We start from the raw sequence: 21,369 nt of genomic DNA on the forward strand, positions 1-21,369 counted from the left end.
GCGTCAGACCGCCATCTCCAGGATGTCGGCGCCCACGGTCAGCTCGGGCTCGGTCTTCTCGCGCACCTCGTCGACGCTCACGCCCGGCGCGGTCTCCCGCAGCACGAGCCCGTCGGCGGTGATGTCGATGACCGCCAGGTCGGTGATGATGCGCTGGGCGACCTTCAGCCCGGTGTAGGGCAGCGAGCACTCGTTGACGATCTTGTACGAGCCGTCCTTCGCGACGTGCTCCATCAGGACGACGACGTGCTTGGCGCCGTGCACCAAGTCCATCGCGCCGCCCATGCCCTTGACCATCTTGCCGGGGATCATCCAGTTGGCGATGTCACCGACCTTGGAGACCTGCATCGCGCCCAGGATCGCCGCGTCCACCTTGCCGCCGCGGATCATGCCGAACGACGTCGCGGAGTCGAAGAACGACGCGCCCTTGCGGACGGTGACCGTCTCCTTGCCCGCGTTGATCAGGTCCGGGTCTTCGTCGCCGTCGAACGGGTACGCGCCGACGCCCAGGATGCCGTTCTCGGACTGCAGCACGATCTCGATGTCGTCCGGCACGTAGTTGGGGACCAGCGTCGGCAGGCCGATGCCCAGGTTCACGTACGAGCCGTCGGACAGCTCGGCGGCGGCGCGGGCGGCCATCTGCTCACGGGTGAGTGCCATGGGTCAGGCCTCCTGCTTCGGACGGACGGTACGACGCTCGATGCGCTTGTCAGCGGCCTGCTCCGGGGTCAGCGGGACGACCCGCTGGATGAAGATGCCCGGCAGGTGCACCTCGTTGGGGGCGATGTCGCCGGGTTCGACCAGCTCCTCCACCTCGGCGATGCTGACGCGCCCCGCCATGGCGCAGAGCGGGTTGAAGTTCTGCGCGGAGTCCCGGAACACGAGGTTGCCGTGCCGGTCCCCCTTCCAGGCGCGGACCAGGCCGAAGTCGCACACGATCGCGCTCTCCAGCACGTACTCCAGCCCGTCGAACTCCCGCACCTCCTTGGGCGGCGACGCGATGGAGACGTTGCCCTCGGCGTCGTACTTCCACGGCACCCCACCATCGGCGACCTGCGTGCCGACCCCGGTGCGGGTGTAGAAGGCGGGGATACCGGCGCCGCCCGCCCGCAGCCGCTCGGCCAGGGTGCCCTGCGGGGTCAGCTCGACCTCCAGCTCACCGGACAGGTACTGCCGGGCGAACTCCTTGTTCTCCCCGACGTACGAACTGGTCATGCGCGCGATCCTGCGGTCGCGCAGCAGCAGCCCCAGCCCCCACTCGTCGACCCCACAGTTGTTGGACGCCACGTCCAGCCCAGAGACCCCGGCGTCGTGCAACGCCTGAATCAACACGCTCGGTATGCCGCACAGCCCGAACCCGCCAACGGCCAGGCTCGCGTTGTCCGGAATGTCGGCGACCGCATCGGCGGCGCTGCGGACGACTTTGTCCATGTGTGCCCCTCCTTCTGGGTGTGGCAGTCGCGACTCTAGCGGGGGTGGCTGGGGTGTCGATGTGGCCGAACACCACGATCAGGCGACGCTTGCGTGGCGTGGCCACAATCTGCGCCTTGACCTGCGGGTTTGCCGGATCTTGGGGGGCGTTTTGCTTGGCCGACGGCACCTTGTGTAGTCTTACCGCCGAGCGGCTTGGGGCTCCCCGGGAGGCTTCGCCTAGTCTGGTCTATGGCGCCGCACTGCTAATGCGGTTTGGGGTTACCCCCCATCCCGGGTTCAAATCCCGGAGCCTCCGCTGTACCACCCAGCCCGCTGGGTGATAACTGAACACGCGCCCGTAGCTCAACGGATAGAGCATCTGACTACGGATCAGAAGGTTAGGGGTTCGAATCCCTTCGGGCGCACCAAAGCTAGTCCAGGTCAGGGCCTTGTTTCGGTTAACGAGACAGGGTCCTGACTCGTTGTTGAGGGCCTTGCTGTCTCACATTTTCACACGAACGCTTGTACTGGCTATCCGTAGAGCTTTCCGAGCGCGTCGGTCCCGGTCTTGAGGTCTTCGTCGTTGGCGTGGACGTAGGTCGAATAGGTGAAGGCCGTGTCGTAGTGCCCGGCCCACCGGCTGACGATCGAGATCGGCACACCGGCTTTCTCCATCAGACTCAAAGCCGTGTGACGCCCCTCATGCAGCACGATCCGCTTCACCCCGGCGCGCTTGGACAGCCGCTGGAACTCGTCGGAGTACCACTCGGGGTGGACCGGCTCGCCCAACTCGTCGACGACCACGTAGCCGCTGTCTCTGTACGCGGGACCAGCGTGCAGTTTCTCGGCCGCCTGGGCGACCTGGAGGCTCCGGAGTGCCTGTGCGGCTGCGACGTCCAACGGGAGCTTCCGAAGCCCGTTGCGTGACTTAGGCGGGACCACGTGGATCTTGCCCTCGACCAGGACTCGGGCTTGCTGGACTTGGATGGTGGCGGGCTTGTCCGCGCCGTAGCAGGGAGCGCACCATCGGTCTTTGTGCGTCAGGCAAGGTTTCGCAAACGACCCGAAGTCGACATCCTCGGCCCACCGCAGTCCAACCACCTCACCACGGCGAAGCCCGTACAGCGAGAGCCGCCAGGCCGCGTGGAGCCGATCCGCCTTCGCCCTGGTGAGGAACCTCCGCACCTCGGCCGCGGACCAGGTGTCCGGCTCCTGGCGCTCATACTTCGGCGCCTTCACCAGCTTGGCGACATTGCGCGTCACCATGCCCTCGGCGAGCGCCATCTCGAACGCCGCTGTGAGCCTGCCGAGCGTCAACTGCACGCTCCTCGGCCCGAGTCCCGTCCCAGGCTTACCTCCGCGACGGCGCCCGCTGGTCAACATCCAGGTGACCATGCGCTCGACGTCGATCTTGGTGACCTTCTGGATGGCCATCGAGCCGAGCTGCTCGTGTACAGGCCGCAGAGCGTCTCGGTAGCTCCGCTTGCTGGAGTCCCGCAGTTCGCGGGTGGCGCCGACCATCCAGCCTTCGAGGTAGTCCGACACGGTCATCCTGGACGGCTGAACGTACGTGCCGGTGTTGGATTCGTGGCGGATCTTGTCGTACTCGGTCCGGGCCTCCTTCTTGGTGTCGAACGTGAAGGTCTTCTGCAGCCTTCGGTTGGTCTCCCGATCGCGGCCGATGTCCACCACGAAGCGGTATCTGGTCGTACCGTCTTTCAACGTGATCTTCTTGATCGGATCTGTCATTCCGGTTGCGCTCCTTCCTTTCCAGTGGGTTCCGCACGGGGGAGTGCGGGCAAGAGCCCGATAACGCGGGCCCTGCGTATGTAGCGGGCGACCTGGGCGCGAGAGCGCCCCATCGCGGTCGCCACGGAGACAGCGGGCGCCGGATTCCCGGCAGCCACCGCCTCGGAGTAGATGCGCGCCGCCGTCTGCGCGTCTTCGTCGGCCTTCCCGGTGGGTTCGTGGGCCTGCGGCTCCGGTCCGACCGTCGTGCCCGCTGGGAGGCTGCTGACCGGCGTCCCGGCCTTCGCCATCGCTTCGCGGAGCAGTTGATCCACCAGCACCCGCCGAAGCAACGACGTCGTGACCGGCGTCTGCACATTGGTCCGGATACTCAGATCGAACACGCGAGGCCGCAGATCAGCCCCCACGAACACCTCGATCTGAACCGCCGCATCCGGCGTCGCCAACGCGATCGACACCCGGAACCGGGTCGGCACCGCGGTGTCTGGTCCGGTCCTGACGTAGGTGATTGGCTCGCGAGGTTCGACTGGAGACACCCACGCGATCCGGAAGTCCTTCGGTAGACGCGCCATGGCGGAACGATATGGCCTAGGTCATTGAGTCAAGTGAACAGGTCACCTCGGATGTCCCCCTGTCTGCCGCTGTGGCCCTGCTACTCAGGCTAGCGGCCATCTGACGACATGGCAATGCCGCTGCCATATCATCTAGTGTGGACGGTGAGACGCTGGACGAGCATCGGGGGATGCCATGTTGGGGGACATGAACGGTGTGGGCAGATCGCCGACGCTCGACGAGATTCGACGGACGTGGCCAGCCGCCGTTGGCGTGCCAGAAGCCGCAGCCGCCTTCGGCCTAAGCCGAAGCCACGCCTACGAACTCATCGCCCGCGGCGAGTTCCCGGCCCGCGTCCTCCAAGTCGGCAGCCGCTACCGAGTGGTGACCGCATCCATTCTCGCAATCCTGTCTTACGACATGACCGATGCGAATGTCGACTTACGATAGTTTGCGTGCACTTACCTTCTGGATGAGCTCGTCATGGCACTCGCAGTCACCGGAATCAACAGATTTGCATAACACGACTCCTGGAGTCGCGGTTGTGGATGGCGCCTAAGCGATGAACGTTCAGCCATGCCGCTAGTCCGCTCCGGTCAGCTCTGGAGTGTCGCTCAACCGTGGGGATCGATGGTGGCGGCGAGCCACCGGAAGGTTCCGTTGCGGCCGGGTAGGCGCGTGTAGTCCTGCCACTGGAGTGGGTATGTCCCTATGAGCTTTCGCTGATTCCCGGGGTAGAGCGCGCCGCCCCATCTGAGAGTTCCCGTGAGGATTTGACCTTCGTGGATGCGGAATTCATGGTCACCGGTCGGGCGTTGGCTGCGTAGCGGGCGCCACAGGCTCGGCGCATTGGTGAGCATCAGGGTGATGCCGTCGGTGTCTAGTGCTCGCGCACAGAGGTGTTCAAGGCGGGCGATGTCGAAGACGAAGTTTCGGCGGGCGAGGTCGGTGGCTGCGTGCTCGCGGAGTCTGAACGCCTCGCCGGTGGCCGGAGCCTCACCTGTCCATGCTGCTGTGAAGTACTTGAACTCGACGGCCGTGGATCGCGCCGGGCCGTGGCACACCATGTCGATGTACCAGCGTCCATTGTCGTACTCAGCTTGTGGCACTTCGAGTCGCACGCGCAGCGCGGGATCAAGACTGTGGAGCGCCTGTCCGAATGCGTGTTGGAAGTCTGCCTCGGAGTGGAAGACCGGCCGCACCTTGGCGAGTAACTGGACCACTGAATCCAACTGAACCGTACCCGCGATGAGTGGCATGTACGTAAGGTCCCATTCTCGTCGAAAACGAACAGGTTGCCAGCGGCCCTTCGTTTGGCGAGCCAGCTAGGTAGAGGCGAGTTCGAAGGGCACATCTTGGTCTTTGAGAAGGGACGCTATGCGGCTCTGGGCACTGTCGGGCAATGCGATTGCGAGCAGGCGGCGTGCTCGTGTGGCTGCGACGTAGAGCACGCGCAGGTTCTCAGCGACGTCGGCAGGATGGTCGCCAGTCACCCAGGCGTCGATGAGATCGCTGGTTCGGGGGTCTGGGGGCACGATTACGAGCACGGCGTCTTCTTCTTCACCCTTGATCTGGTGGATGACGCTCGCTCGCACAGGAGTAGTTGGGCCAAGGGCGGGAGCACCGCCTGCAGCGCGTGGAGTCTGATTCCTGCGACTGCCGGTCGCGCTCAAGTGTCCGCTCTGGTCTAGTCGCGCCATACCTGGCTGCGGTGGTAGGAGTTTGAATTGGCTGTTGGCCGCCGGGCACCAGGTGGCGAACGTGCCTTGGTCGATATCGGGAAGGGCGGTCGCCAGCCGTCCCGCTTGTCGACGGAGTCGCCAGGTGTCGATGCCAAGGCTGTCGCAGATAGCCGCGACTGAGCGGTTGTCTGTGTCTGTATCGGTGTACCAGTAGCGCAGGAGGGCACGTTGGAGGATGTCGTAGGCGACGTCCCGAACTGATGTGATGTTGTGAGTGGATTTGGCGATTGTCGCGGCCCAGGCCACTCGTGCGGAGTAGTTGGTCGGAGGCTGCGGAGCTGATGCACGCGACGCGGCAGGGAGGCTTGTTCCGGCGTGTGCCAGTACCAGTCGGTCGTGAGCAGCGATTCCCACTGTGTCGGCGTGATCGTTGAATACTGAGAGGGCTTCGTCTGGTTGCAGGCCGTCAGTGTGGATGAGGAGGATTCCGGCTGGCTCATCCCGGTTCAGGCCCACCGGAATGTCGGGCGCTTTGGAGGCGGTCGTGGGACGAAGGGTGGCGGCCAGGCCGCAGATGGCAGGGCTGCTGCGCCAGTTGCCCGTCAGGTCGACTCGTGCCCCAAGTCCCTCTCCGAACGCGCGGATGCTGGCGGGCAGTGCTCCGCGAAACTCGTAGATGGCTTGCTCCGGATCGCACACGAAGATCAAGGGGATACCGGCATCGCGTAGCAGGCCGAGGATAGCGAGATCGTGTGCCGAGCAGTCTTGGGCCTCGTCAATGACGATCTCGTGGAACCGTCCGGACAGCATCGCGACGGCATCGTTGTGCCGTTCTTGTAGTGTGCGCAGGGCTTTGATCCGAATCTCGTGACCGGTGATGTAGCCAGCGCGTGCCAGTTGATCTCTCTTTGCGACCGCCAACCGAGCCGCCTCGTTAAGCAGCCCCTGATTGGATAGGGCCTTGTAAGTGACGATGTTCCTTCTCTTTGGCTGAAGATCCGCGCTGCACCGTTCCGTGCCTGGGGTTCGGCTCCATTGGAAGTCGTTCAGGCGAACTATGTGGCGGTTTGTGCCGGATCTGACCTCGACGGTGGCGTCGATGCGGTCCCAGGAGTCGATGCGGTGCCAGAGTCGGTCTGACTTTAGGAACGGGCGGACGAGGTAGCGCCAGAGGAAGGTGTCGATGGTGCCGACGTAGTGGGGGAATGAGGCGAGTTCGGGCGTGCCAGCTTGGCGACAGCGCCGTGCGATCTCGGCGCAGGCGACGTTGGTGAACGATACGACAGCACGACCGCGCCCCCCACGCGCCCCAGCCAGATGACGGTCGACGATGACTCGGGTCTTCCCCGCCCCGGGGCACGCTTGTACGTAGAGCGGAGCCGAGTGGCGAACGGCTAGCTGTTGCTGCTGGATGGCAGTGATCTCGCGTGGGTCCGATCCTGTCACGGCTGTGCCTCTGCGATCCAGGAGATAGCCGCACTCAGGTAATCGGGCACGATGAAGTCTTTGCTCTCTGCGCTTAGCTCGGCGATGTCCTGGGCAAAGTCTCCCTTGCGTAGTTCCTTATCCTTGAACTCCTGCTGGAACCTGTCTGCGCGTTCCGTCGCGTCGGCTATAGCCTTTATCTCAACCCACGCCTTCGGCCCGGCTTGAGGCTTCTGCAGGTTGAACGCCGCCTCGACGATATCCAGATTGGCGGGGCCAGCGGACAGCAGTTCCGGTTCCAGAGTAGGACGCGCGACGAAGACCCCGAGCCGGTCTTCGGCACCGAGACTCCTCGCCAACTCCACGAGGTTGACCCGCCTGTCGTACTTCAGGGTCGGGTCCTCATCGGTGATCACGGCCACTCGCTCGGCGATCCGACCGCCGCCGGATTCGGTGAGCAACACACGTATATAAGGGACAAAGTCGACACCGTCGATCGCGACGATGGTGGCGCCGACGAACCGTGCCCAATTCGCCCGAGCCGAGATCACGGGCTCCATATCGACACCAGAGGTCGCAGGCGCACGGAACAACGGGGTCGCGGTGGGACGTTGCAGAACCCTGCGCGCGAAGGCTGGCACGAGTAGGGACTCTGCGACGCCTTCGACCAGGACCACGCGGGGACCGAACAGCATGGCGCTGCGCGTGGCGTCCAAGTAGCGCTTCAGTTTGGCGTGGCCACCGTCTAGATCGAGCTCGCACAATGGGATCGCTTTGGTCTCGTAGAGGCTTTGGCCGTGGATAACCACCTGTTCCTCCCGTTCGTCCACACCTGATGAAGAGTCCATCGCGGCATGCTCGGAGACTGCGGGCAACCGGTGGCGTTTGAGGACAACAAGGTCCTCGACCTGCGCCGAGGCGGCTATGAGGGGGGAATGCGTCGTGACAATCACTTGGACCCGGCCTGCGTAATCCGGTGAGGCTGGCTCCGCGGCTGACGCCTCGGCGGCGTCACGCAGGTACTCAACAAGCAGACTCTGCAGCTGCGGATGGAGGTGCGCCTCGGGCTCCTCGACGAGGAAAACCGTCAGGTCGTGATCTCGGGCGGCCCGAAGTTCCGCGACAACGGTCGCGATGAACAGGAGGTTGGCGTACCCCAGACCAGATCCCCTGATGTCGCGTGGGTCCAACCCCCGGTCGTTCATGCGAATACGGAGAGACCGAGCAATGGACAGCAGATCCGGGTCGGTGAAGGAGACATCGGCCACCTGAGGACTCGCTCCGGCGGAGATGTCCGCAAGCGGCGTGCGTACAGCCCGCTCGACACCGTCAAGGACCTTTCCTGTTTTCTCGGCTGACCGAAGGGTGTCCAGGTTGGTCTTCACGGCGTCCACGAAATCGGCCTCGCTGACCGCATTCTCGGTCAGTAGGTAGTTCAGGATGACCCGCAGCCGGTTTCCAGAACCAGAGTTCAACTCCCGCTGCGCGTCCCGCAACGGCGGAAGATACACGTGCCGCAATCGCCCGCGGGCTTCAGGCTCAGGGTCGCGGTCGCTGGACCTGCCCTCGCCCGCAATCCACGTCAACCTGCCCCGGGTTTCCGACCCGACAGGCGGTGCATACATGACTTGATACCGCACCGACGTCATATCGTCGAGTACACCCTGGCTGTAGACCCCAACCTGATCCCGAGACGTCAACTCATAAGTCGCCGTCAACTCAACCGGCCCGATCCCCTGCATTCGCGCGACGTCGTCAATATCCCAGTACCGGTCCCGACGCCCGTCGAGCGGATCCGTCAGCAGCCGCACCACATCCAACAGGTTGGACTTGCCGCCGTTGTTTTCGCCGATCACAACAGTCAAGTGCTCACGAACCGGCACCCGCACATCCCGCAAAGAACGGAAGTTCCGGGCCTCGATTGAGGCCAATTTCACCTTTGCTCCCTACACCCGAATGCTGGCGACCTCCGGCTGAGTAGTCGCCTCCCGTCCACATCAATGCCGGGGAGATCGCATCTCAAGTAACTGGCGTTACACATTGTGAGCGAGGTTCATTCAACTGGGTGATAGGTTACGCGGCAGGTAAACGCGCCGCCGGATTCCGGGCTGACGCAGCTGTAGCGGCACGGTGCTGCCGCGTGCATATGTGGCAGTGTCAGACAAGAACTGTGAATCCCCTGCTTTTCGTCAGCCGCCCGTCCCGGCGGGGTGGTCCGGGCTGCTTTTTCTAAGCGTATGGCACCGGCCGCAGGTGTATAGCGAGTCTAGACCGCTGTTGCTAGGTTAGATAGATGCAGGACAAGGTCCAGCTTGTTCCCGCCATCCGATGACATCGAACGTGGTGCCACTAAGGAAGCCCTGTATGCCGACGAGTGGATAGGGAATTACGTTAGATGGCAATGCGTCCAAGGGAAACCAACTAATCTCGGAGCACTTCTCGGGTTCGCGGTTGGTTGGTTCGCCGGTCCACACCCGGGCTTCAAAGAACATTCCAAGGCGGGGGGCAGGCCCGGAACCAGCAACGTGCAGGGTGTGCACATGTCGCAGATCAATAGGCGCGACAGTTACACCAACCTCTTCGTAGGTCTCGCGGGCGGCCGCGGCGAGCACTGATTCGCCAGCATCCAGCTTTCCTGACGGCAGGTGCCACATACCGCCGCCGTAGGAGCCGCGGCGCTGGGTGAGTAGAACCTGGTTGTCGCGGACGAGCAGGACGTGTACGTCGATGATCGTGTGCTGGTCTGACATTCGGGCGAAGTCCTCAGTGCGATCGCGTCCATGGGTACCAGGAGGCTACGCGGTCGCTGGCGGGACGTCCGACTCCTCCGCCAAGCGTGTTATCACCGTCGCAAGATGCTCAACGACCTTCGACTGCGGGGTAGCAGTCGTGTCTACCTCTAGCACCGGCCAGCCCCGCGCTTGGAGCCGCTTTCTCGTCTCTTCGTACAGCTCAACCTCAGTGATCGTCGTGTCTATGCCCTTATGGAACCGATCATGTGCGCCCCGCCGGGCAACTCGCGCCGCTGCTACTCGTGGCTTGGCCGTCAACAGCACGACGAGATCGGGACGGTCAGCCTGGGAATTGAGTGCCTCGATGAAGTCGAGCGGCACGCCGTCCATGCGCTGCAGCACGTAGGACGAGGCGACGTATCGGTCGCAGAGCACGATGCGTCCGGCGTCGCGTTCAGGCCGAAGGTCGGTGTCGAGGTGGTGATATCGGTCGGCCGCGACCAGGCAGGCGAGCGACAGGCCGTGATAGACGTCCGTGTTGTGTCTGGCGATCTCGCCAAGGGTGCCGCGCGAGGGCTGCGCCGCAGAGTGCACCGCATACCCGCGGGCATCGAGGTATCGCTGCAGCCTGCTGACCGTCGTTGACTTCCCGCACCCGGCCGGACCCTCCACAGCCACCAGGAGCCCGCGATGCGCGCGCGTCATGCCGCCCTCCGGTCGAACTGTGCGCGAGCCAACCGCACGAGCGCGTCGCGGATGTAAGGGATCGGCGCATCACTCAACTGCATGTTGATCGAGAAGTTGAACTCGTCGCGCTCACGCATCGACTCGTCGACCCCACCTGATGTCAGATCGACGGCGCTGTAGTTCAGCAACTGCGCGGTGCTGTACTTCCCGGTGGCCATCAGCCGTGTCCAGTCGGGCGTGCCGGGGTAAGGCCGGTACTCGAACGCCGAGGCACGGAACCGTCCAGGCAGGTTGTCGGTCATGTCCCACAGGTCGTGCACGAGCCGCACAGTTGCGTCGATCTCCGAGCGGGTCTCAGTGGGGAAGCCGTCGATCACGTAGCCCTTGACGTTGATCCCACGCTCAGTGAGTCGTCGGACTACTGACCGAGCGATATCAGGCGTGATGCGCTTGTCGACATAGCTCAGCATCCGCTCACTGCCCGACTCGATACCGAGCGCAACCTCCCGCAGCCCATTAGCAACGAGTTGATCAAGTACCTCGTCCGGCTCGCGATGCAGCACATTGATGCGGCCGGTCGCGTCCCACACCGCCCACTCGCCAACCTGGCTGCTGCGGAACGCCGCCATCATGTCGCGGATGACTCGGCGGGCGCCGAGGAACAGATCATCAACGAATCGGAACGCGGTCACCCCGTCCGCCCGGAGCTCGTCCATCTCCTCAAGGATGTTGTGCGGCGAGCGAGTGCGGATCGTGACGTCCGGGTTGGCGCTCACCGCGGCGCCGCAGAAGGTGCAGTCGTAGGGGCATCCTCGGGCGCCGACCATGTTCGCTTCGCGACGCCCGTTGTCCGTGCGCGGGTCTTGGACCAGGAACCGCCGGTCGACGAACGGCAGCGCATCGATGTCGGGTGCGAGATGGTGAGCGTTGCCGAGTCGACCACCGGTGACCGGTGTGCGCATGATCGGATCGAGCCACATGACGCCGGGAAGGTCGGCGCGGGTGCGATGGTCATCAAGCAACTGTGCGACGCGCGTTTCGCCTTCGCCGATCACAAGCGCTTCGCAGCGCGACATGCGTGGATCGCTGAGGATCTCGGTCGGCATGGCCTTCGCCTGGTGCCCGCCGACCATGATCTTGATATTCGGATCCAGGCCCGCGGCGACGGTGGCGCTGATCTCGTACGTCGGAGCGAGAAGGTTGAACCCGACCCAACGCGGGCTGAGCGCGTTGATCGCCTGTGCGGTTTGGCTGATGCCGAGGCCAAGTGCTTCGGCGTCCAGGACGCCGACGTTGAAGCCGTGTTTTGCCGCGTAGGTGGCGATGTAGGCCATTCCCAGAACGGGCAAGGTGAAATCGTTGACCCGTGGTCGTTCGCCGTAGTCGCGCAGAGGCGCGTTGACGAACAGCGCGTCGAGATCGCGGGACGGGTCGGCCCCGACGACGTGGCTATGTGGCGACTCCATTGGCATGACGGGCTCCCCAGGCGAGGGTAAGAAGGGTCAGTTGTGACAACTCGTCTCCGGCCAGCGCGCGCCACATCTTCGCGAAGTCGCGTTCGTCATCGGGCCAGTTCAACGATGGTGCGAGACGTGCGGCCCACGTGCGCACAGCGAGGTCGGAGTACGGGTAAAGCGTGAAGTCGTTGGTGAAGTCGGCGACGGTGGCTCCCGCGGACCACGGTCCGATTCTGGGCACGGTCTGAAGTTCCGTGACGAGCCGTTCCGCAGGCAGTGCCGTCCATTCGTCGCCGTGCTTGAGGTAAGCCTCGGCGGCGGCACGCAGCGCGCGGCGGAAGAACTTCATGCCCAGGTCGGCGAACTCGTCGTCGGTCAGCGCGAGCACAGTCTCGGGAGTTGGAAGCAGCAGAGCCGGACCAACCTGCTCGCCATACGCCTCGCAGAACGCGCGGTAGAGCTTGCGGGCCTGGCTCGCGCGGATCACCTGGCGAATCACGGAGGTGGCGAGTGCTTCCCAGAGATCGGGGTTCCTCAGCCGCGCAACCGGGCCTTCGGCGCGGAGTGCGTCGGTGAGTTCACCCGAGCCTGAGAGTTCGGCTGGGTCGATCACGTCGAAGATTGGCTGGTCGGCCACGTCAACGGCCATGGTGTCGCCCGTGTACGAGATCAACTTGGTCGCGTCACCCCAACGGCAAGCCCGTGATGGGCGGCCATCTTCCGTAGATACCCATGCGGGGTGGTCGAGCATGATCGACGGGTTGGACATGAGGCCCCTTCCGAGACTGCGGATTTGCAGTCATTGTCCGTGGCGGAGCCTGTTTCCCAACACCACACGATCGGATGGTCGGCGAGTCGCCGATTGGTCGTGCCGGACGTCATAGCCGCACAACAAGCCGTGCGCCGAGAAAACCGCAGACGCCTCCACTGGTGGCGTCCACCGCGCATACAGCGAATCAACGGTGACTACCGCGCCGCGGGGATTGCTGTGTTGGCCCCGCGATGGCCTCACGTAGTAGGCGGCGGCGAGGGCCGCGGCCATCAACACGACGATCAGAATCAAGTCCTGGAGACTCACTGAGTTGTCCTCTCGCAGCGCTACGGCTTCCACAGCGAACTTGAGCGAATGACCAGCGACGGCGCACCGGGCGCGCCAGGTGGAGGCAGTGCCCGTAGGTCTCGTACGACTTCCTGGATGTCGTTGCCGTCCTTGAACCAGACCATCCCTCCTCCGTAGTCGTCGGCCAGAATTCGATTGGCGACGACTCGCGAGCGGTCGAACACAAAGACGGCGTCGGTGTACTGCTGCTGGCTGTAGCTGGCAGCCAGCCCGAGCAGGCTGCCGTCCTCGTTGCGGAGGAGATGGAAGTTCCAACCCGCATCTCTGATCGCGACCAGCTCAGCCAACTCCGGGAACCGGCGCAGCGCGTCGGCTGTGGAAACAGTCGCGTGTGCGGTCATGGCCGCGATCAGCTCCTCATGCAGCGGATTCCCGACTTCGGGTGTCTGCGTTGAGCCAAGCGGCCGACACTCACTGTGCAGAAGAGTGTGCGCACGGTCGTCACGCGTGCTGTCACCTGCGGATAGGCTGGCGACGGTTCCAGTGCCAGGACACTCGAAAGCGTGGACGACGTGACACGAGAAGCCACTGCGATCGCGGAGCTACGCCGTGCTTTGGGCGAACGCCTGGCCACGTTCCGGAAGGCCGCGAGCGTGACGCAGGCTCAACTCAGCGCGCACACCTACTGCGACCGCACTCGCATCGCGCACCTGGAGAAAGGCCGTGCGCGGGCGGATGAGCAGTTCTGGCAAGCCGCGGACGAGTTCCTGCGGGCTGAGGGCGGTCTTCTGGCCTCATTCGTGGAGTTTCGCGCGGCGAAGTACCAGGTCGAGCATGACCAGCGCGAAGCCGAGCTCGCCGTTGTTCGTGACCGGATCGACGGGTGGCGCCAGACCGACATTGCCGATGGCACCAGCGACGCTAGGTCCCCGATTGACCAGGACCTGACTGCGGTGTTCGCGTTGCTCGGGCCAACTCACACGCTGGCGATGCTCGACACGTACACACAGTCCGTCGTCACTCGGTATGAGTTGGAAGGTCCGAATAGACTGGCGCCCGAGGTTCGGGCGCTGCGTCGTTTGAGTCAGCGCCTCAGCGAGCGAGTGTCGGGAGCTGAGGAAAGGGAACAGCTTGCGCGAATTGGCGCTCGCCAAGCCGCGTTGCTCGCGTACATGGCTGTAAACCTAGGTCAGTTCGCCGCAGCGGAACGCTTCGCGTTGGAGGCAGCGATGTTGGCGACCGCGCTCGACGATCTGCCACTTCTTGCTTGGGTCAAGGGCACACAGAGCTTTGCCGCCTACTACCAACAGCGCTACCAGGAGGCACTGAGTCTGGCGCAGATCGGCCTTCAGATTGCTGGGAACGATCGTCAGCGGGTGCGACTCCTGTCGAACGGTGTAGCGCGCGCGGCGGGCAAACTCGGTGACCGCCGCGTCGCTGATAAAGCCATCGACGAGGCGCTGAACCTGGTGGACGATGGGCCGCGCACGATGACCTCGTGCATCGACTTCCAGCCGTACGGCTGGGCACGAACAGCGGCAAACGCGGCGACCGCCTATCTGTCGTTGGGTGATGCAGGCAGGGTGCTCGACCTGACCCGGCAGTTGAACACCGTGGTGGCGGACTCTGAGTCCGACTGGAGTCGATCGTTGGTCAGCTTGGACGAGGCGACCGCGCTCACGTTGGGTCCTGACGCTGACCTGGAACACGCTGCGGCTGTTGGGATGTCGGCATTGGCCGCGTCCGCTTCCAAGCCGATCGAATCGGTTGGCAGCAGGGCGAGAGAGTTGGCTCTGAGCCTCAAACAGCGGGGCACCGGCCAGGCCAGTCGAGAGTTCGCGACGGCGCTGAGCGATTGGAAACAGGGGAGCAGGGGGATGTCATCTTGAGTGCTTTCCCGGCGGAGTTGCCGTCCGACCTGGAAGATCCGTACGTCATCCAGGAACACGATTGGCAGGCATATCGTGCTGTCGATCGCATGAGCAACCACTGGGACCGGCCAGGCTGGACACCAGGTCGGCGGTCGTATCACTGGATGCTGACCTTCGAGGACGCCGACGACGTGCGGCACCTCGCCAAACAGTGTCAGTCGCGGATCGACTCGCCGGTGTTCGACCCAGTTCCCCTGGACGCGCTTCACCTCACGATGGGGCGACTCGCGTTCACCGATCAGGCCGACCGGAGTGAGGTGGACGAAGTCGCGGAGGTCGCCCGGCAGCGGTGCCAGAGTTTGGCCGCGTTCGACTTGACGGTTGGACCACTGGCTGGTTCCCGCGGCGCGCTCCGGTTCAGCGTCTCGCCGTGGACTCAGGTCCTTGCTCTGCATCGCGAGCTGGCGAACGCGACCAATCAGGTCCTTGGTGCGCGGGCCACCGCTGATACGAACTACTTCCGGCCGCACCTGAGCATCGCCTACGCCAACACCGAGGTCCCTGTCCCAATGTTGATGCCCATGTTCCATGAGCTGCGCGGGCTAGCGGTTGTCGAGACGTCGGTGTCCTCAGTGGCCCTGGTCGAGCTACGACGGGACGCACGTGCGTACCGGTTCGACGTGTTGGCGGTTATCGCTCTTTCCTAGCTACAGCAAGGCACGAAGGGGCATTGGCGCGCGCGAGTCTGAAGCTGCGCTGCGGAGCAAGATAGGAGTAACTGCACGTTACGGGCTCGGGCCGCCGGGCCGGTGGCATGCTGGAGTGCAGGTGTTGACGACCCGTCCCCCTGGGTCGCCGTCGCTTCGTCACCGCTTGGCCACGTGGTCCGTCCTTGTCCACAGCCAGGTCGTGTCGGAGCCATTCGGGCGCGAGGGGGACTGCGTGGACACGATGGGATCGAACGAGGGCGAGCCGGGGCGTCGTCGGCGAGCCGGTCGTCGGCAGCGGGTGGACGGCGGTTATCCCGCTACGTGGCGTATCGCGTTGACCGCAGTCGACGGTGAGCGGCTGATGACGTTGGCGGCGGTGGCGGGGATGAGCGAGGGCGCCTATGCCGCACAGATCATCGAGGAACATCTTCGGGCGCGCTGGCGCGGCGAGCTGACGGCCGAAGCTCGTCGGGCGCTCGGGATTGTGGTCGAGCGCGCCACGCCCGTGGCCGGGTTGGGTCAGGAGGTCGCGGCGGTCGGCAGGCTGCTCAACCAGATCACCCGTCATGTCAACAGCCACGGCCAACTGCCGCCCGGCAGCGCGCTGGCGCGGGTGGCCCGCGAGGTTGAAGTTCTCGCGATGCGAGTGACCGACACGTTGACAGAGTTGGACGCTGCGGCGGCTGCGTTGCGGGGGCGGTTGTGATCGGCCGGGTGATCCGCGGCTGGCGGGTCGACGGTCTGGTGCGCTACCTCTTCGGTCCAGGCCGTCACCACGAGCACAGCGACCAGCACGTCGTGGCCTCCTGGGATGGCTTGCCCTCCAGGCACCAACCGCCGCGTCGCGGCCTCGACGAGTTCGATACAACCGCGCTGGCCACGTTGCTTGCAGACCCGGCGTTCGCCGCAGGAATCCCGCAGCGCGAGCCGGATCTGATCGACGGAGCTACCCGGCCACAGGGACCGGTGTGGCATTGCGCGTTGCGCACGGCACCCGGCGATCGTGAACTCACGGACGACGAATGGGCGCAGGTCGCTGCCGACGTGATGGACCGGACCGGGATCGCCCCTGCCGGTGACCCGGGTGGCTGTCGCTGGGTGGCGGTGCGCCACGCCCCCGACCACATCCACATCGCCGCCGTATTGGTCCGCCAGGACACGCTGCGCAGTGTGTCACCGCGGCGGGACTACCACCGGGTCCGTGAGGCGTGTCTGGCCGCCGAGAATCGCTACGGGCTGACACCGACCACACCGATCGACCGCACCGCCCCGCGTAGTCCGGAGCGTGGCGAGACGGAGAAGGCCCGCCGAACCGGCCGTGGTGAGGCATCTCGTGTCCAGTTGCGTCACGCGGTGCGCACCGCTGCCGCAGCCGCTGGCAGTCTGCAGGAGTTCTTCGACCTAGTGCGCGAGGACCCATTCACCCGGCTGCGTGTGCGTGCCGACTCTGCTGGCCGCCCGATCGGCTATGCCGTCGCGATCTTCGTCGATTGGGCAGGCATCAGCGGTGACCTGGTGTGGTTCGGCGGCCGGTCGTTGGCCGCAGACCTGTCGCTTCCCAAGCTCGTCGAGCGGTTCGCCACCGCCACAGCCCTGCCTCCGCCGATGCTCGAACACACACGACTGTTTCCAATGGGCCAAGAACAGCGCGCCGCCCTAGAGGACACTGCCCAGCTCGTCGACCGGACGCGCGCCGCCTGCCAAGCAGCCGGACGAGCAGATCCCGGCATCGCCCACGCCGTCGGCGACTTGCTAGTAACCCTCGCTGAGGTCACCGGAGGACCGGACAACCCGCAGATGGTCGCTGCTGCCACCCGGTTCGAACGTGCTGCCCGCCACCCCGGCCGCGGGCAACCCGAACAACTCTGGCCTTGCCCGCGATCTACGCACCGCGTCCCGCCGAATCGCCCGCTCCGGACAGCTCGCTGTCCGCAAGTACAGCGACGGGCCAGCCCTGGCCTCCCTAATCCTCGCCGTGGCTGGGCTCGTCGCCGAGATCGCAAACTGGCGTGCCCGGCTTAACCAGCCTGCCGCAGCAGGACATGCCCAAGCCGTTTCCGCGATCCTCACCGACTACGCCGACACCGTGCCTCGCCCGCGCGAAGCGGCCCCACAGACGCAGCCCGCGCACGCGACACCGATGGTCGCAACGCCCATAGCCGCGACGAACCCCCTCGGTAGAAATGTTCATCACCGACCCGCAACCGTGTCGACCAAGCACCGCAGCCGGTGATTTGCTGACGGTCGTCTTGGAGCGCACGTTGAGGTCGGAATTGAGGTGATGCCGAAATTCCGGCGATTCCATGCCCAACGGTGCCACGTACACCTTCCCGAGATTCCGAGAAAGTCGGTATCTGAAACTATATGGATCTGATCTGGTCGGCCCCCTAGATGACCGGGACTTCTTGGCGTTCTTCCTTGTCGGATAGAGTTGGATTCGCGTGCCAAGTAATGACGATGGGGCCATTGACCTGCCCGTAACTCTTTGCAAGGACGAGTTCCACTCCGTGGTTGGAAGGGAACTCTGGGAAGTCGGTTTCGTTGCCCTCGACTTTCACCGCGCCCTGTTCGACGTGGACACCGAAGGCGCTGTGTGTGCCAGCGTTTCGGAGTATGTACCGTTGCCCGGAGACCAGATCAAGCTTCCAGTCGATCTTTCCCCGCTCCGCTGCATCCGAAGCCCGATTCTCGGAGAGGCGCTGCAATTCAACCGATTCGGCAGCAGCCGCTGCGGCGCGAACTGCCGCTTCGGAAGCCTTGTCGGCAGCGTTCCTTTGGCCGCGCGCGTACCACACCGCGCCAGCAGTGAGCAGTGCGGACAGAATCGAAATTATGAGTGAGGTGACTGCCATGACTTGGCGTCGCCGGCCATCGCCATGGTGTTACCTCTTCGGCTAGATCCACTATCGAAGAACGACGACGCGGCGGTTACGTCGCTTCTACTTCTCCGAGGTGAGGACTAGGCGGCGGAAAATTCGGACGCCGATGAGTCAGACGACGGCGTTGAACCCGTGGGAGCCGTCGCGGCCACGACCTCGCTACGGCGGACCGGGTCAACGGTGAACTCAGTTGGCCAGGTCGGAGAGTCGCGCGGATGAGAACGTCGGCGTCGTCCGGGCGTACAGCCGACAGCTCCCGCTTGGGTCGGTGAGCGGGCGATCGAGCCTGAGCCGGACGTCTTCGGCGCTGGATGAGCTCACTGGCTCTCGGGCGAGTCCATGGGCTTGGTTGCGCCGCACGCGATCCGCCGGGACTGCTTGGACGTTCTCCACAAGCCTCCTGCGGCACCGGCTCACTAGTGAGTGCGAACCTCGTCAATTGTTAGAACGGCGGTTTGTCGTTGAAGCCGCCTGTGGGCGGCGCGGTGCCCCAGGGGTCGTCGGTCTGCGTCACTCGTTCCTTCGCGCGCTGGGCGGCTTCGCGGGCGCGTTCGGTCCGGGTGCGTGGCTTGTCAGGCATGTAGTCGCCGTCCACGGCCCGATGCCAGGCTCGCCGCAGTTGTTCGCGGTATGAGGTCGGTGGATCCCAGCGGTTGTCGCCTCCTTCTTCGTCTTCGGGATCGATGTCGGCGAGCTCGCATAGACCCAGAAAGATCACTTCAACCGTCTGCCAGGCACCGAGAGCATCACCACGAAGCGTGAGGCGCACCGTCTCGTGGTTGGCGGTGCCGTTCCGCTCCTGCTCGGGTAGGTCCTGGATGGCCTTGGCGATCTTCTGCGCGGACGGCCGATCGGCCCAGACGTAGAAGCGCCACAGGATGTCGACCATGGCCTGGCGGGCCTCGGGCAGATCCTGCGGCTTGGTTAGCCGGGGAGGCATCCGTTCTCCCTCCGTTCGTTGGTCGAATCCTAGAGATTCCTCGCTGTTGACTTGTGTTGCCACGCCGACAACTGGTGTTAACCAGGCGCGACTCTGCTGATCTCCACCATCGTCCTGAGGCCGCCCAGCGCCCGAAACCGCAGGTCAGAATGGTTATGTGACACCAGCCGGTGTCGCCTGCTCCCGTAATGACGGGGGACGGTGAACCAGCGCCGCGTAGCCGCCAGCAGGATCCGCTGACGGCCCAGATGACGCTCTCCCGAGGAGGAGAACCACCAGCGATGAGGCGTTCCGTGCGCTCACTCGGCCGCACTGACAGTTCTGCTGCCGGAATCGAGACCAACATGGACCCGAACGAGGAACACCACCGTCATTTGGTCCTGCGGCACTTGCTTGTCCACCTACTTGACACCATCCGCCGTCAGCACGAGGACGAGCACCCCGAGACCTGGCCCTGGTGCTCCGCCCCGGCCTGCGTCGCCGCCCGCGCCGTCCACCAGGTGTCCGTCGGCTCGATGTAGTCGTGGTCGGGGCCGCACGTGATTGAGCCTGGCAGGCGGCTAACGTCCGCGCGGGGTGGGCACGCGCGGTTGTCCCGCGCTTTGGCCTGATCGTCGTGTGAGGGACCTAGCTCATGCTTGTTCGCGGCGGTCGGACATCGCCAGCAGGGCGAAGCCAGAGATGATCATCAGGCCGTCGAGTACGAGGGGGCCGACTGCGGCGGCCAGGGTGTCGTAGTGCCAGGCAGTGAGTAGGTCTCGGAGGTGTCCGTAGGAGATCACTGCGGATCCGAGGGCGACGGTGCCGGTGCCGCCGAAGCGGGCAAGGTTCCATTGCCAGCCGGTTGGCCAGATGACGCGGGAGAGGACCTCGACGGACACCAGGAGTCCGATCGGCCAGACCGCAGCGCCGATTTGGGGCGCGATGCCTGGTGACCAGGTGGTGTCGTGGGTGTTGGCGGGGAGCCAGGTGTGGAGGACGTTGGCGGCGACGGACATGATCGAGCCGAAGACGAAGCCTGCCCAGGCGACGAATCGGGCTCCGGCCGCGGGTGAGGTGGCGGGTGGCTGGTCGGGCGCTGGTGATGCTGGTTCGCCAACGTCGCCAGGGGTGGTGGGAGTCCTCGCCAACTCGGCGAGGGCTTTGCGGACGGCGTGGTCGGTTGCGCCGGTGAGGCGGACGAGGGTGGGGCGGCCGGGGGTTGGTTGGCCGGAGTCGCGGGCGGTGTTGAGGGCTTCGCGGATCTGTGCCGCCAGGTGGCCGTTGGTGGCGGTCATGCGAGTTCTCCGGTTGGGGTGATGGCTCGTGGGTGGCACCGGGGGCACGGGATGGCGCGGGTCGGATCGTCGTTAGACCAGATGAGTCGGGCCGATGGTGGGTCGTGTGGGCGGGCGTCGCAGGAGCCGCACGGGGGTCGGAGTGGGTCGGCGTCGGGCGGAAGGTTCTTTGGATGGTTAAGGATGTTTCGGGGGCAAGGCTTGCCCCTCGTGGAGGCGCTGGTTGCCCCTCGTTGCTGCGGAGATTGCCCCTCGTGGGCCGGGACGGGTGGCAGTGGTTGCCGGTCGTCTGGTGGGTTGTCCACAGGTTCGGGTTGCTCCAGGGATAGGTCGTAGCCGTTGGGGCGGCGGTCGGCCCGTTTGACGTAGGCGGCGACGATGTTGGGGTCTGACGGGCGGATGACTCCGAGGTCTTCCAGGGTGCGCAAGGCGTAGCGCACGGAGCGTTCGGACAGGCGGGTGTAGCGGGTCAAGCGGCGCAGGGATGGGAAGGCGTTGCGACCGTCGGGGTCGGCGTGGTTCGCCAGGCCGACCAGGACGATCGCCAGGCTGGAGGCGTCGCGGCGGTCGCGGGGGATTGGGGCGGCGGTGAGTGCCCAGTGGATGGCTTCGATGCTCACCAGTCCACCGCCTGGGACTGCGCGCGGAGTTCCTCGGCCTGGGCGTCGGTGAGGCCGATGCCGTGAGTGTCGTGGCGGAGTTGGAGTTGACCGTCGATCCACGCGTGGAAGCCGTCGCGGGCTTCGGTGGCGGACATGCCCATCGCCGCACCAAGTTCGAACCATGAGTAGACCGCGCCGGTGCGGAGGAGTTGGGCGACTGCGCACCAGCGGCCGGAGGTCGCGTCCTGGGCGATTCGGGCGCCGTAGGTGAGTTCGATGAGCAGGTCGCCGGGCGACGGTGGCACGTGGTCGTGGTGGGTCGCCAGGAAAGAT

23 protein-coding genes and 2 tRNA genes are annotated in these 21,369 nt (G+C 64.9%); 8 read left to right on the forward strand and 17 right to left on the reverse strand.

The window, feature by feature from the left end; genetic code table 11:
* Positions 1 to 3: 3 nt before the first annotated feature.
* Both ACSHT8_RS24200 and ACSHT8_RS24205 read right to left on the reverse strand, forming a co-directional pair.
* Complete coding sequence (locus ACSHT8_RS24200; RefSeq protein ID WP_436493187.1) at positions 4 to 660, reverse strand: CoA transferase subunit B; 657 nt, start codon at positions 658 to 660, stop codon at positions 4 to 6.
* A gap of 3 nt (positions 661 to 663) precedes the next feature.
* On the reverse strand, positions 664 to 1,431 hold the full coding sequence (locus ACSHT8_RS24205) for a CoA transferase subunit A (protein WP_436493188.1): 768 nt from the start codon (positions 1,429 to 1,431) through the stop codon (positions 664 to 666).
* Positions 1,432 to 1,639: 208 nt separating this feature from the next.
* Here ACSHT8_RS24205 and ACSHT8_RS24210 point away from each other — a divergent pair.
* Together ACSHT8_RS24210 and ACSHT8_RS24215 are read left to right on the forward strand one after the other, a co-directional pair.
* Positions 1,640 to 1,729 (forward strand) — tRNA-Ser (locus ACSHT8_RS24210).
* Between the two features lie 36 nt (positions 1,730 to 1,765).
* Positions 1,766 to 1,841 (forward strand) — tRNA-Arg (locus ACSHT8_RS24215).
* A 103-nt stretch (positions 1,842 to 1,944) separates the two neighbouring features.
* Here the strand turns inward: ACSHT8_RS24215 and ACSHT8_RS24220 are convergent.
* Together ACSHT8_RS24220 and ACSHT8_RS24225 are read right to left on the reverse strand one after the other, a co-directional pair.
* The gene (locus tag ACSHT8_RS24220) at positions 1,945 to 3,162 is read right to left on the reverse strand and encodes a tyrosine-type recombinase/integrase (protein ID WP_436493189.1); all 1,218 of its coding nucleotides are present in this window, start codon (positions 3,160 to 3,162) and stop codon (positions 1,945 to 1,947) included.
* A complete protein-coding gene (locus ACSHT8_RS24225; RefSeq protein ID WP_436493190.1) occupies positions 3,159 to 3,734 on the reverse strand; it encodes a hypothetical protein in 576 nt (191 codons plus the stop codon). The genes ACSHT8_RS24220 and ACSHT8_RS24225 overlap by 4 nt, the downstream gene beginning before the upstream one ends.
* Before the next feature lie 187 nt (positions 3,735 to 3,921).
* On the opposite strand from ACSHT8_RS24225, the gene ACSHT8_RS24230 reads away from it, so the two are divergent.
* Positions 3,922 to 4,164, forward strand: a complete 243-nt coding sequence (locus tag ACSHT8_RS24230) for a helix-turn-helix transcriptional regulator (protein ID WP_436493191.1) — start codon at positions 3,922 to 3,924, stop codon at positions 4,162 to 4,164.
* A gap of 164 nt (positions 4,165 to 4,328) precedes the next feature.
* Here the strand turns inward: ACSHT8_RS24230 and ACSHT8_RS24235 are convergent, their stop codons facing one another.
* The 8 genes from ACSHT8_RS24235 to ACSHT8_RS24270 all read right to left on the reverse strand — a co-directional run bounded on the left by ACSHT8_RS24235 (position 4,329) and on the right by ACSHT8_RS24270 (position 13,158).
* A complete protein-coding gene (locus ACSHT8_RS24235; RefSeq protein ID WP_436493192.1) occupies positions 4,329 to 4,973 on the reverse strand; it encodes a hypothetical protein in 645 nt (214 codons plus the stop codon).
* A gap of 66 nt (positions 4,974 to 5,039) precedes the next feature.
* Positions 5,040 to 6,842, reverse strand: a complete 1,803-nt coding sequence (locus ACSHT8_RS24240) for a UvrD-helicase domain-containing protein (protein ID WP_436493193.1) — start codon at positions 6,840 to 6,842, stop codon at positions 5,040 to 5,042.
* Positions 6,839 to 8,758, reverse strand: coding sequence for an ATP-dependent nuclease (locus tag ACSHT8_RS24245; protein ID WP_436493194.1), 1,920 nt, complete (start codon positions 8,756 to 8,758; stop codon positions 6,839 to 6,841). Before ACSHT8_RS24245 ends, ACSHT8_RS24240 begins: the two co-directional genes overlap by 4 nt.
* Positions 8,759 to 9,106: 348 nt before the next feature.
* The gene (locus ACSHT8_RS24250) at positions 9,107 to 9,571 is read right to left on the reverse strand and encodes an NUDIX hydrolase (RefSeq protein ID WP_436493195.1); all 465 of its coding nucleotides are present in this window, start codon (positions 9,569 to 9,571) and stop codon (positions 9,107 to 9,109) included.
* Positions 9,572 to 9,616: 45 nt separating this feature from the next.
* The gene (gene tmk / locus ACSHT8_RS24255; protein ID WP_436493196.1) at positions 9,617 to 10,258 is read right to left on the reverse strand and encodes a dTMP kinase; all 642 of its coding nucleotides are present in this window, start codon (positions 10,256 to 10,258) and stop codon (positions 9,617 to 9,619) included.
* On the reverse strand, positions 10,255 to 11,712 hold the full coding sequence (locus tag ACSHT8_RS24260; RefSeq protein WP_436493197.1) for a B12-binding domain-containing radical SAM protein: 1,458 nt from the start codon (positions 11,710 to 11,712) through the stop codon (positions 10,255 to 10,257). The genes tmk and ACSHT8_RS24260 overlap by 4 nt, the downstream gene beginning before the upstream one ends.
* A complete protein-coding gene (locus ACSHT8_RS24265; protein WP_436493198.1) occupies positions 11,690 to 12,466 on the reverse strand; it encodes a hypothetical protein in 777 nt (258 codons plus the stop codon). Before ACSHT8_RS24265 ends, ACSHT8_RS24260 begins: the two co-directional genes overlap by 23 nt.
* A gap of 329 nt (positions 12,467 to 12,795) precedes the next feature.
* Positions 12,796 to 13,158, reverse strand: coding sequence for a hypothetical protein (locus tag ACSHT8_RS24270; protein ID WP_436493199.1), 363 nt, complete (start codon positions 13,156 to 13,158; stop codon positions 12,796 to 12,798).
* A gap of 162 nt (positions 13,159 to 13,320) precedes the next feature.
* On the opposite strand from ACSHT8_RS24270, the gene ACSHT8_RS24275 reads away from it, so the two are divergent.
* From ACSHT8_RS24275 to ACSHT8_RS24290, 4 genes are all read left to right on the forward strand, one after another.
* The gene (locus ACSHT8_RS24275; protein WP_436493200.1) at positions 13,321 to 14,646 is read left to right on the forward strand and encodes a helix-turn-helix domain-containing protein; all 1,326 of its coding nucleotides are present in this window, start codon (positions 13,321 to 13,323) and stop codon (positions 14,644 to 14,646) included.
* Complete coding sequence (locus tag ACSHT8_RS24280) at positions 14,643 to 15,335, forward strand: 2'-5' RNA ligase family protein (RefSeq protein ID WP_436493201.1); 693 nt, start codon at positions 14,643 to 14,645, stop codon at positions 15,333 to 15,335. Before ACSHT8_RS24275 ends, ACSHT8_RS24280 begins: the two co-directional genes overlap by 4 nt.
* Before the next feature lie 337 nt (positions 15,336 to 15,672).
* Positions 15,673 to 16,044 carry a hypothetical protein gene (locus ACSHT8_RS24285; RefSeq protein ID WP_436493202.1) on the forward strand — a complete coding sequence of 124 codons (372 nt, stop codon included), beginning with the start codon at positions 15,673 to 15,675 and terminating at the stop codon, positions 16,042 to 16,044.
* Complete coding sequence (locus ACSHT8_RS24290) at positions 16,041 to 17,360, forward strand: relaxase/mobilization nuclease domain-containing protein (RefSeq protein WP_436493203.1); 1,320 nt, start codon at positions 16,041 to 16,043, stop codon at positions 17,358 to 17,360. The genes ACSHT8_RS24285 and ACSHT8_RS24290 overlap by 4 nt, the downstream gene beginning before the upstream one ends.
* 365 nt (positions 17,361 to 17,725) lie before the next feature.
* On the opposite strand, the gene ACSHT8_RS24295 is transcribed toward ACSHT8_RS24290, so the two are convergent.
* Together ACSHT8_RS24295 and ACSHT8_RS24300 are read right to left on the reverse strand one after the other, a co-directional pair.
* On the reverse strand, positions 17,726 to 18,190 hold the full coding sequence (locus ACSHT8_RS24295; protein WP_436493204.1) for a hypothetical protein: 465 nt from the start codon (positions 18,188 to 18,190) through the stop codon (positions 17,726 to 17,728).
* 469 nt (positions 18,191 to 18,659) lie between these two features.
* Positions 18,660 to 19,157 (reverse strand): hypothetical protein, encoded by a 498-nt coding sequence (locus ACSHT8_RS24300; protein ID WP_436493205.1) that lies wholly within the window; start codon positions 19,155 to 19,157, stop codon positions 18,660 to 18,662.
* A 281-nt stretch (positions 19,158 to 19,438) separates the two neighbouring features.
* Here ACSHT8_RS24300 and ACSHT8_RS24305 point away from each other — a divergent pair, with 281 nt between their 5' ends.
* On the forward strand, positions 19,439 to 19,678 hold the full coding sequence (locus ACSHT8_RS24305) for a hypothetical protein (protein ID WP_436493206.1): 240 nt from the start codon (positions 19,439 to 19,441) through the stop codon (positions 19,676 to 19,678).
* A 111-nt stretch (positions 19,679 to 19,789) separates the two neighbouring features.
* Here the strand turns inward: ACSHT8_RS24305 and ACSHT8_RS24310 are convergent, their stop codons facing one another.
* Genes ACSHT8_RS24310 through ACSHT8_RS24320 form a run of 3 tightly spaced genes read right to left on the reverse strand, consistent with a single transcriptional unit; the run spans position 19,790 to position 21,341 of the window.
* Positions 19,790 to 20,434, reverse strand: coding sequence for a DUF2637 domain-containing protein (locus ACSHT8_RS24310; RefSeq protein ID WP_436493207.1), 645 nt, complete (start codon positions 20,432 to 20,434; stop codon positions 19,790 to 19,792).
* On the reverse strand, positions 20,431 to 21,156 hold the full coding sequence (locus ACSHT8_RS24315; RefSeq protein WP_436493208.1) for a helix-turn-helix domain-containing protein: 726 nt from the start codon (positions 21,154 to 21,156) through the stop codon (positions 20,431 to 20,433). The genes ACSHT8_RS24310 and ACSHT8_RS24315 overlap by 4 nt, the downstream gene beginning before the upstream one ends.
* Positions 21,051 to 21,341, reverse strand: coding sequence for a hypothetical protein (locus tag ACSHT8_RS24320; protein WP_436493209.1), 291 nt, complete (start codon positions 21,339 to 21,341; stop codon positions 21,051 to 21,053). Before ACSHT8_RS24320 ends, ACSHT8_RS24315 begins: the two co-directional genes overlap by 106 nt.
* Positions 21,342 to 21,369: the final 28 nt, after the last annotated feature.

Source organism: Actinokineospora sp. HUAS TT18, assembly GCF_051364635.1.
Taxonomy (GTDB): Bacteria; Actinomycetota; Actinomycetes; order Mycobacteriales; family Pseudonocardiaceae; genus Actinokineospora.

What these genes read in the sequence shown, in the direction of transcription:
- ACSHT8_RS24260 (WP_436493197.1), bottom strand. Translation starts at nt 11,712, where the DNA reads ATGCCAATGGAGTCGCCACATAGCCACGTCGTCGGGGCCGACCCGTCC.
- ACSHT8_RS24235 (WP_436493192.1), bottom strand. Translation starts at nt 4,973, where the DNA reads ATGCCACTCATCGCGGGTACGGTTCAGTTGGATTCAGTGGTCCAGTTA.
- ACSHT8_RS24300 (WP_436493205.1), bottom strand. Translation starts at nt 19,157, where the DNA reads ATGCCTCCCCGGCTAACCAAGCCGCAGGATCTGCCCGAGGCCCGCCAG.
- ACSHT8_RS24305 (WP_436493206.1), top strand. Translation starts at nt 19,439, where the DNA reads ATGAGGCGTTCCGTGCGCTCACTCGGCCGCACTGACAGTTCTGCTGCC.
- ACSHT8_RS24265 (WP_436493198.1), bottom strand. Translation starts at nt 12,466, where the DNA reads ATGTCCAACCCGTCGATCATGCTCGACCACCCCGCATGGGTATCTACG.
- ACSHT8_RS24250 (WP_436493195.1), bottom strand. Translation starts at nt 9,571, where the DNA reads ATGTCAGACCAGCACACGATCATCGACGTACACGTCCTGCTCGTCCGC.
- ACSHT8_RS24270 (WP_436493199.1), bottom strand. Translation starts at nt 13,158, where the DNA reads ATGACCGCACACGCGACTGTTTCCACAGCCGACGCGCTGCGCCGGTTC.
- ACSHT8_RS24295 (WP_436493204.1), bottom strand. Translation starts at nt 18,190, where the DNA reads ATGGCAGTCACCTCACTCATAATTTCGATTCTGTCCGCACTGCTCACT.
- ACSHT8_RS24230 (WP_436493191.1), top strand. Translation starts at nt 3,922, where the DNA reads ATGAACGGTGTGGGCAGATCGCCGACGCTCGACGAGATTCGACGGACG.
- ACSHT8_RS24220 (WP_436493189.1), bottom strand. Translation starts at nt 3,162, where the DNA reads ATGACAGATCCGATCAAGAAGATCACGTTGAAAGACGGTACGACCAGA.
- tmk (WP_436493196.1), bottom strand. Translation starts at nt 10,258, where the DNA reads ATGACGCGCGCGCATCGCGGGCTCCTGGTGGCTGTGGAGGGTCCGGCC.
- ACSHT8_RS24225 (WP_436493190.1), bottom strand. Translation starts at nt 3,734, where the DNA reads ATGGCGCGTCTACCGAAGGACTTCCGGATCGCGTGGGTGTCTCCAGTC.
- ACSHT8_RS24200 (WP_436493187.1), bottom strand. Translation starts at nt 660, where the DNA reads ATGGCACTCACCCGTGAGCAGATGGCCGCCCGCGCCGCCGCCGAGCTG.
- ACSHT8_RS24205 (WP_436493188.1), bottom strand. Translation starts at nt 1,431, where the DNA reads ATGGACAAAGTCGTCCGCAGCGCCGCCGATGCGGTCGCCGACATTCCG.
- ACSHT8_RS24310 (WP_436493207.1), bottom strand. Translation starts at nt 20,434, where the DNA reads ATGACCGCCACCAACGGCCACCTGGCGGCACAGATCCGCGAAGCCCTC.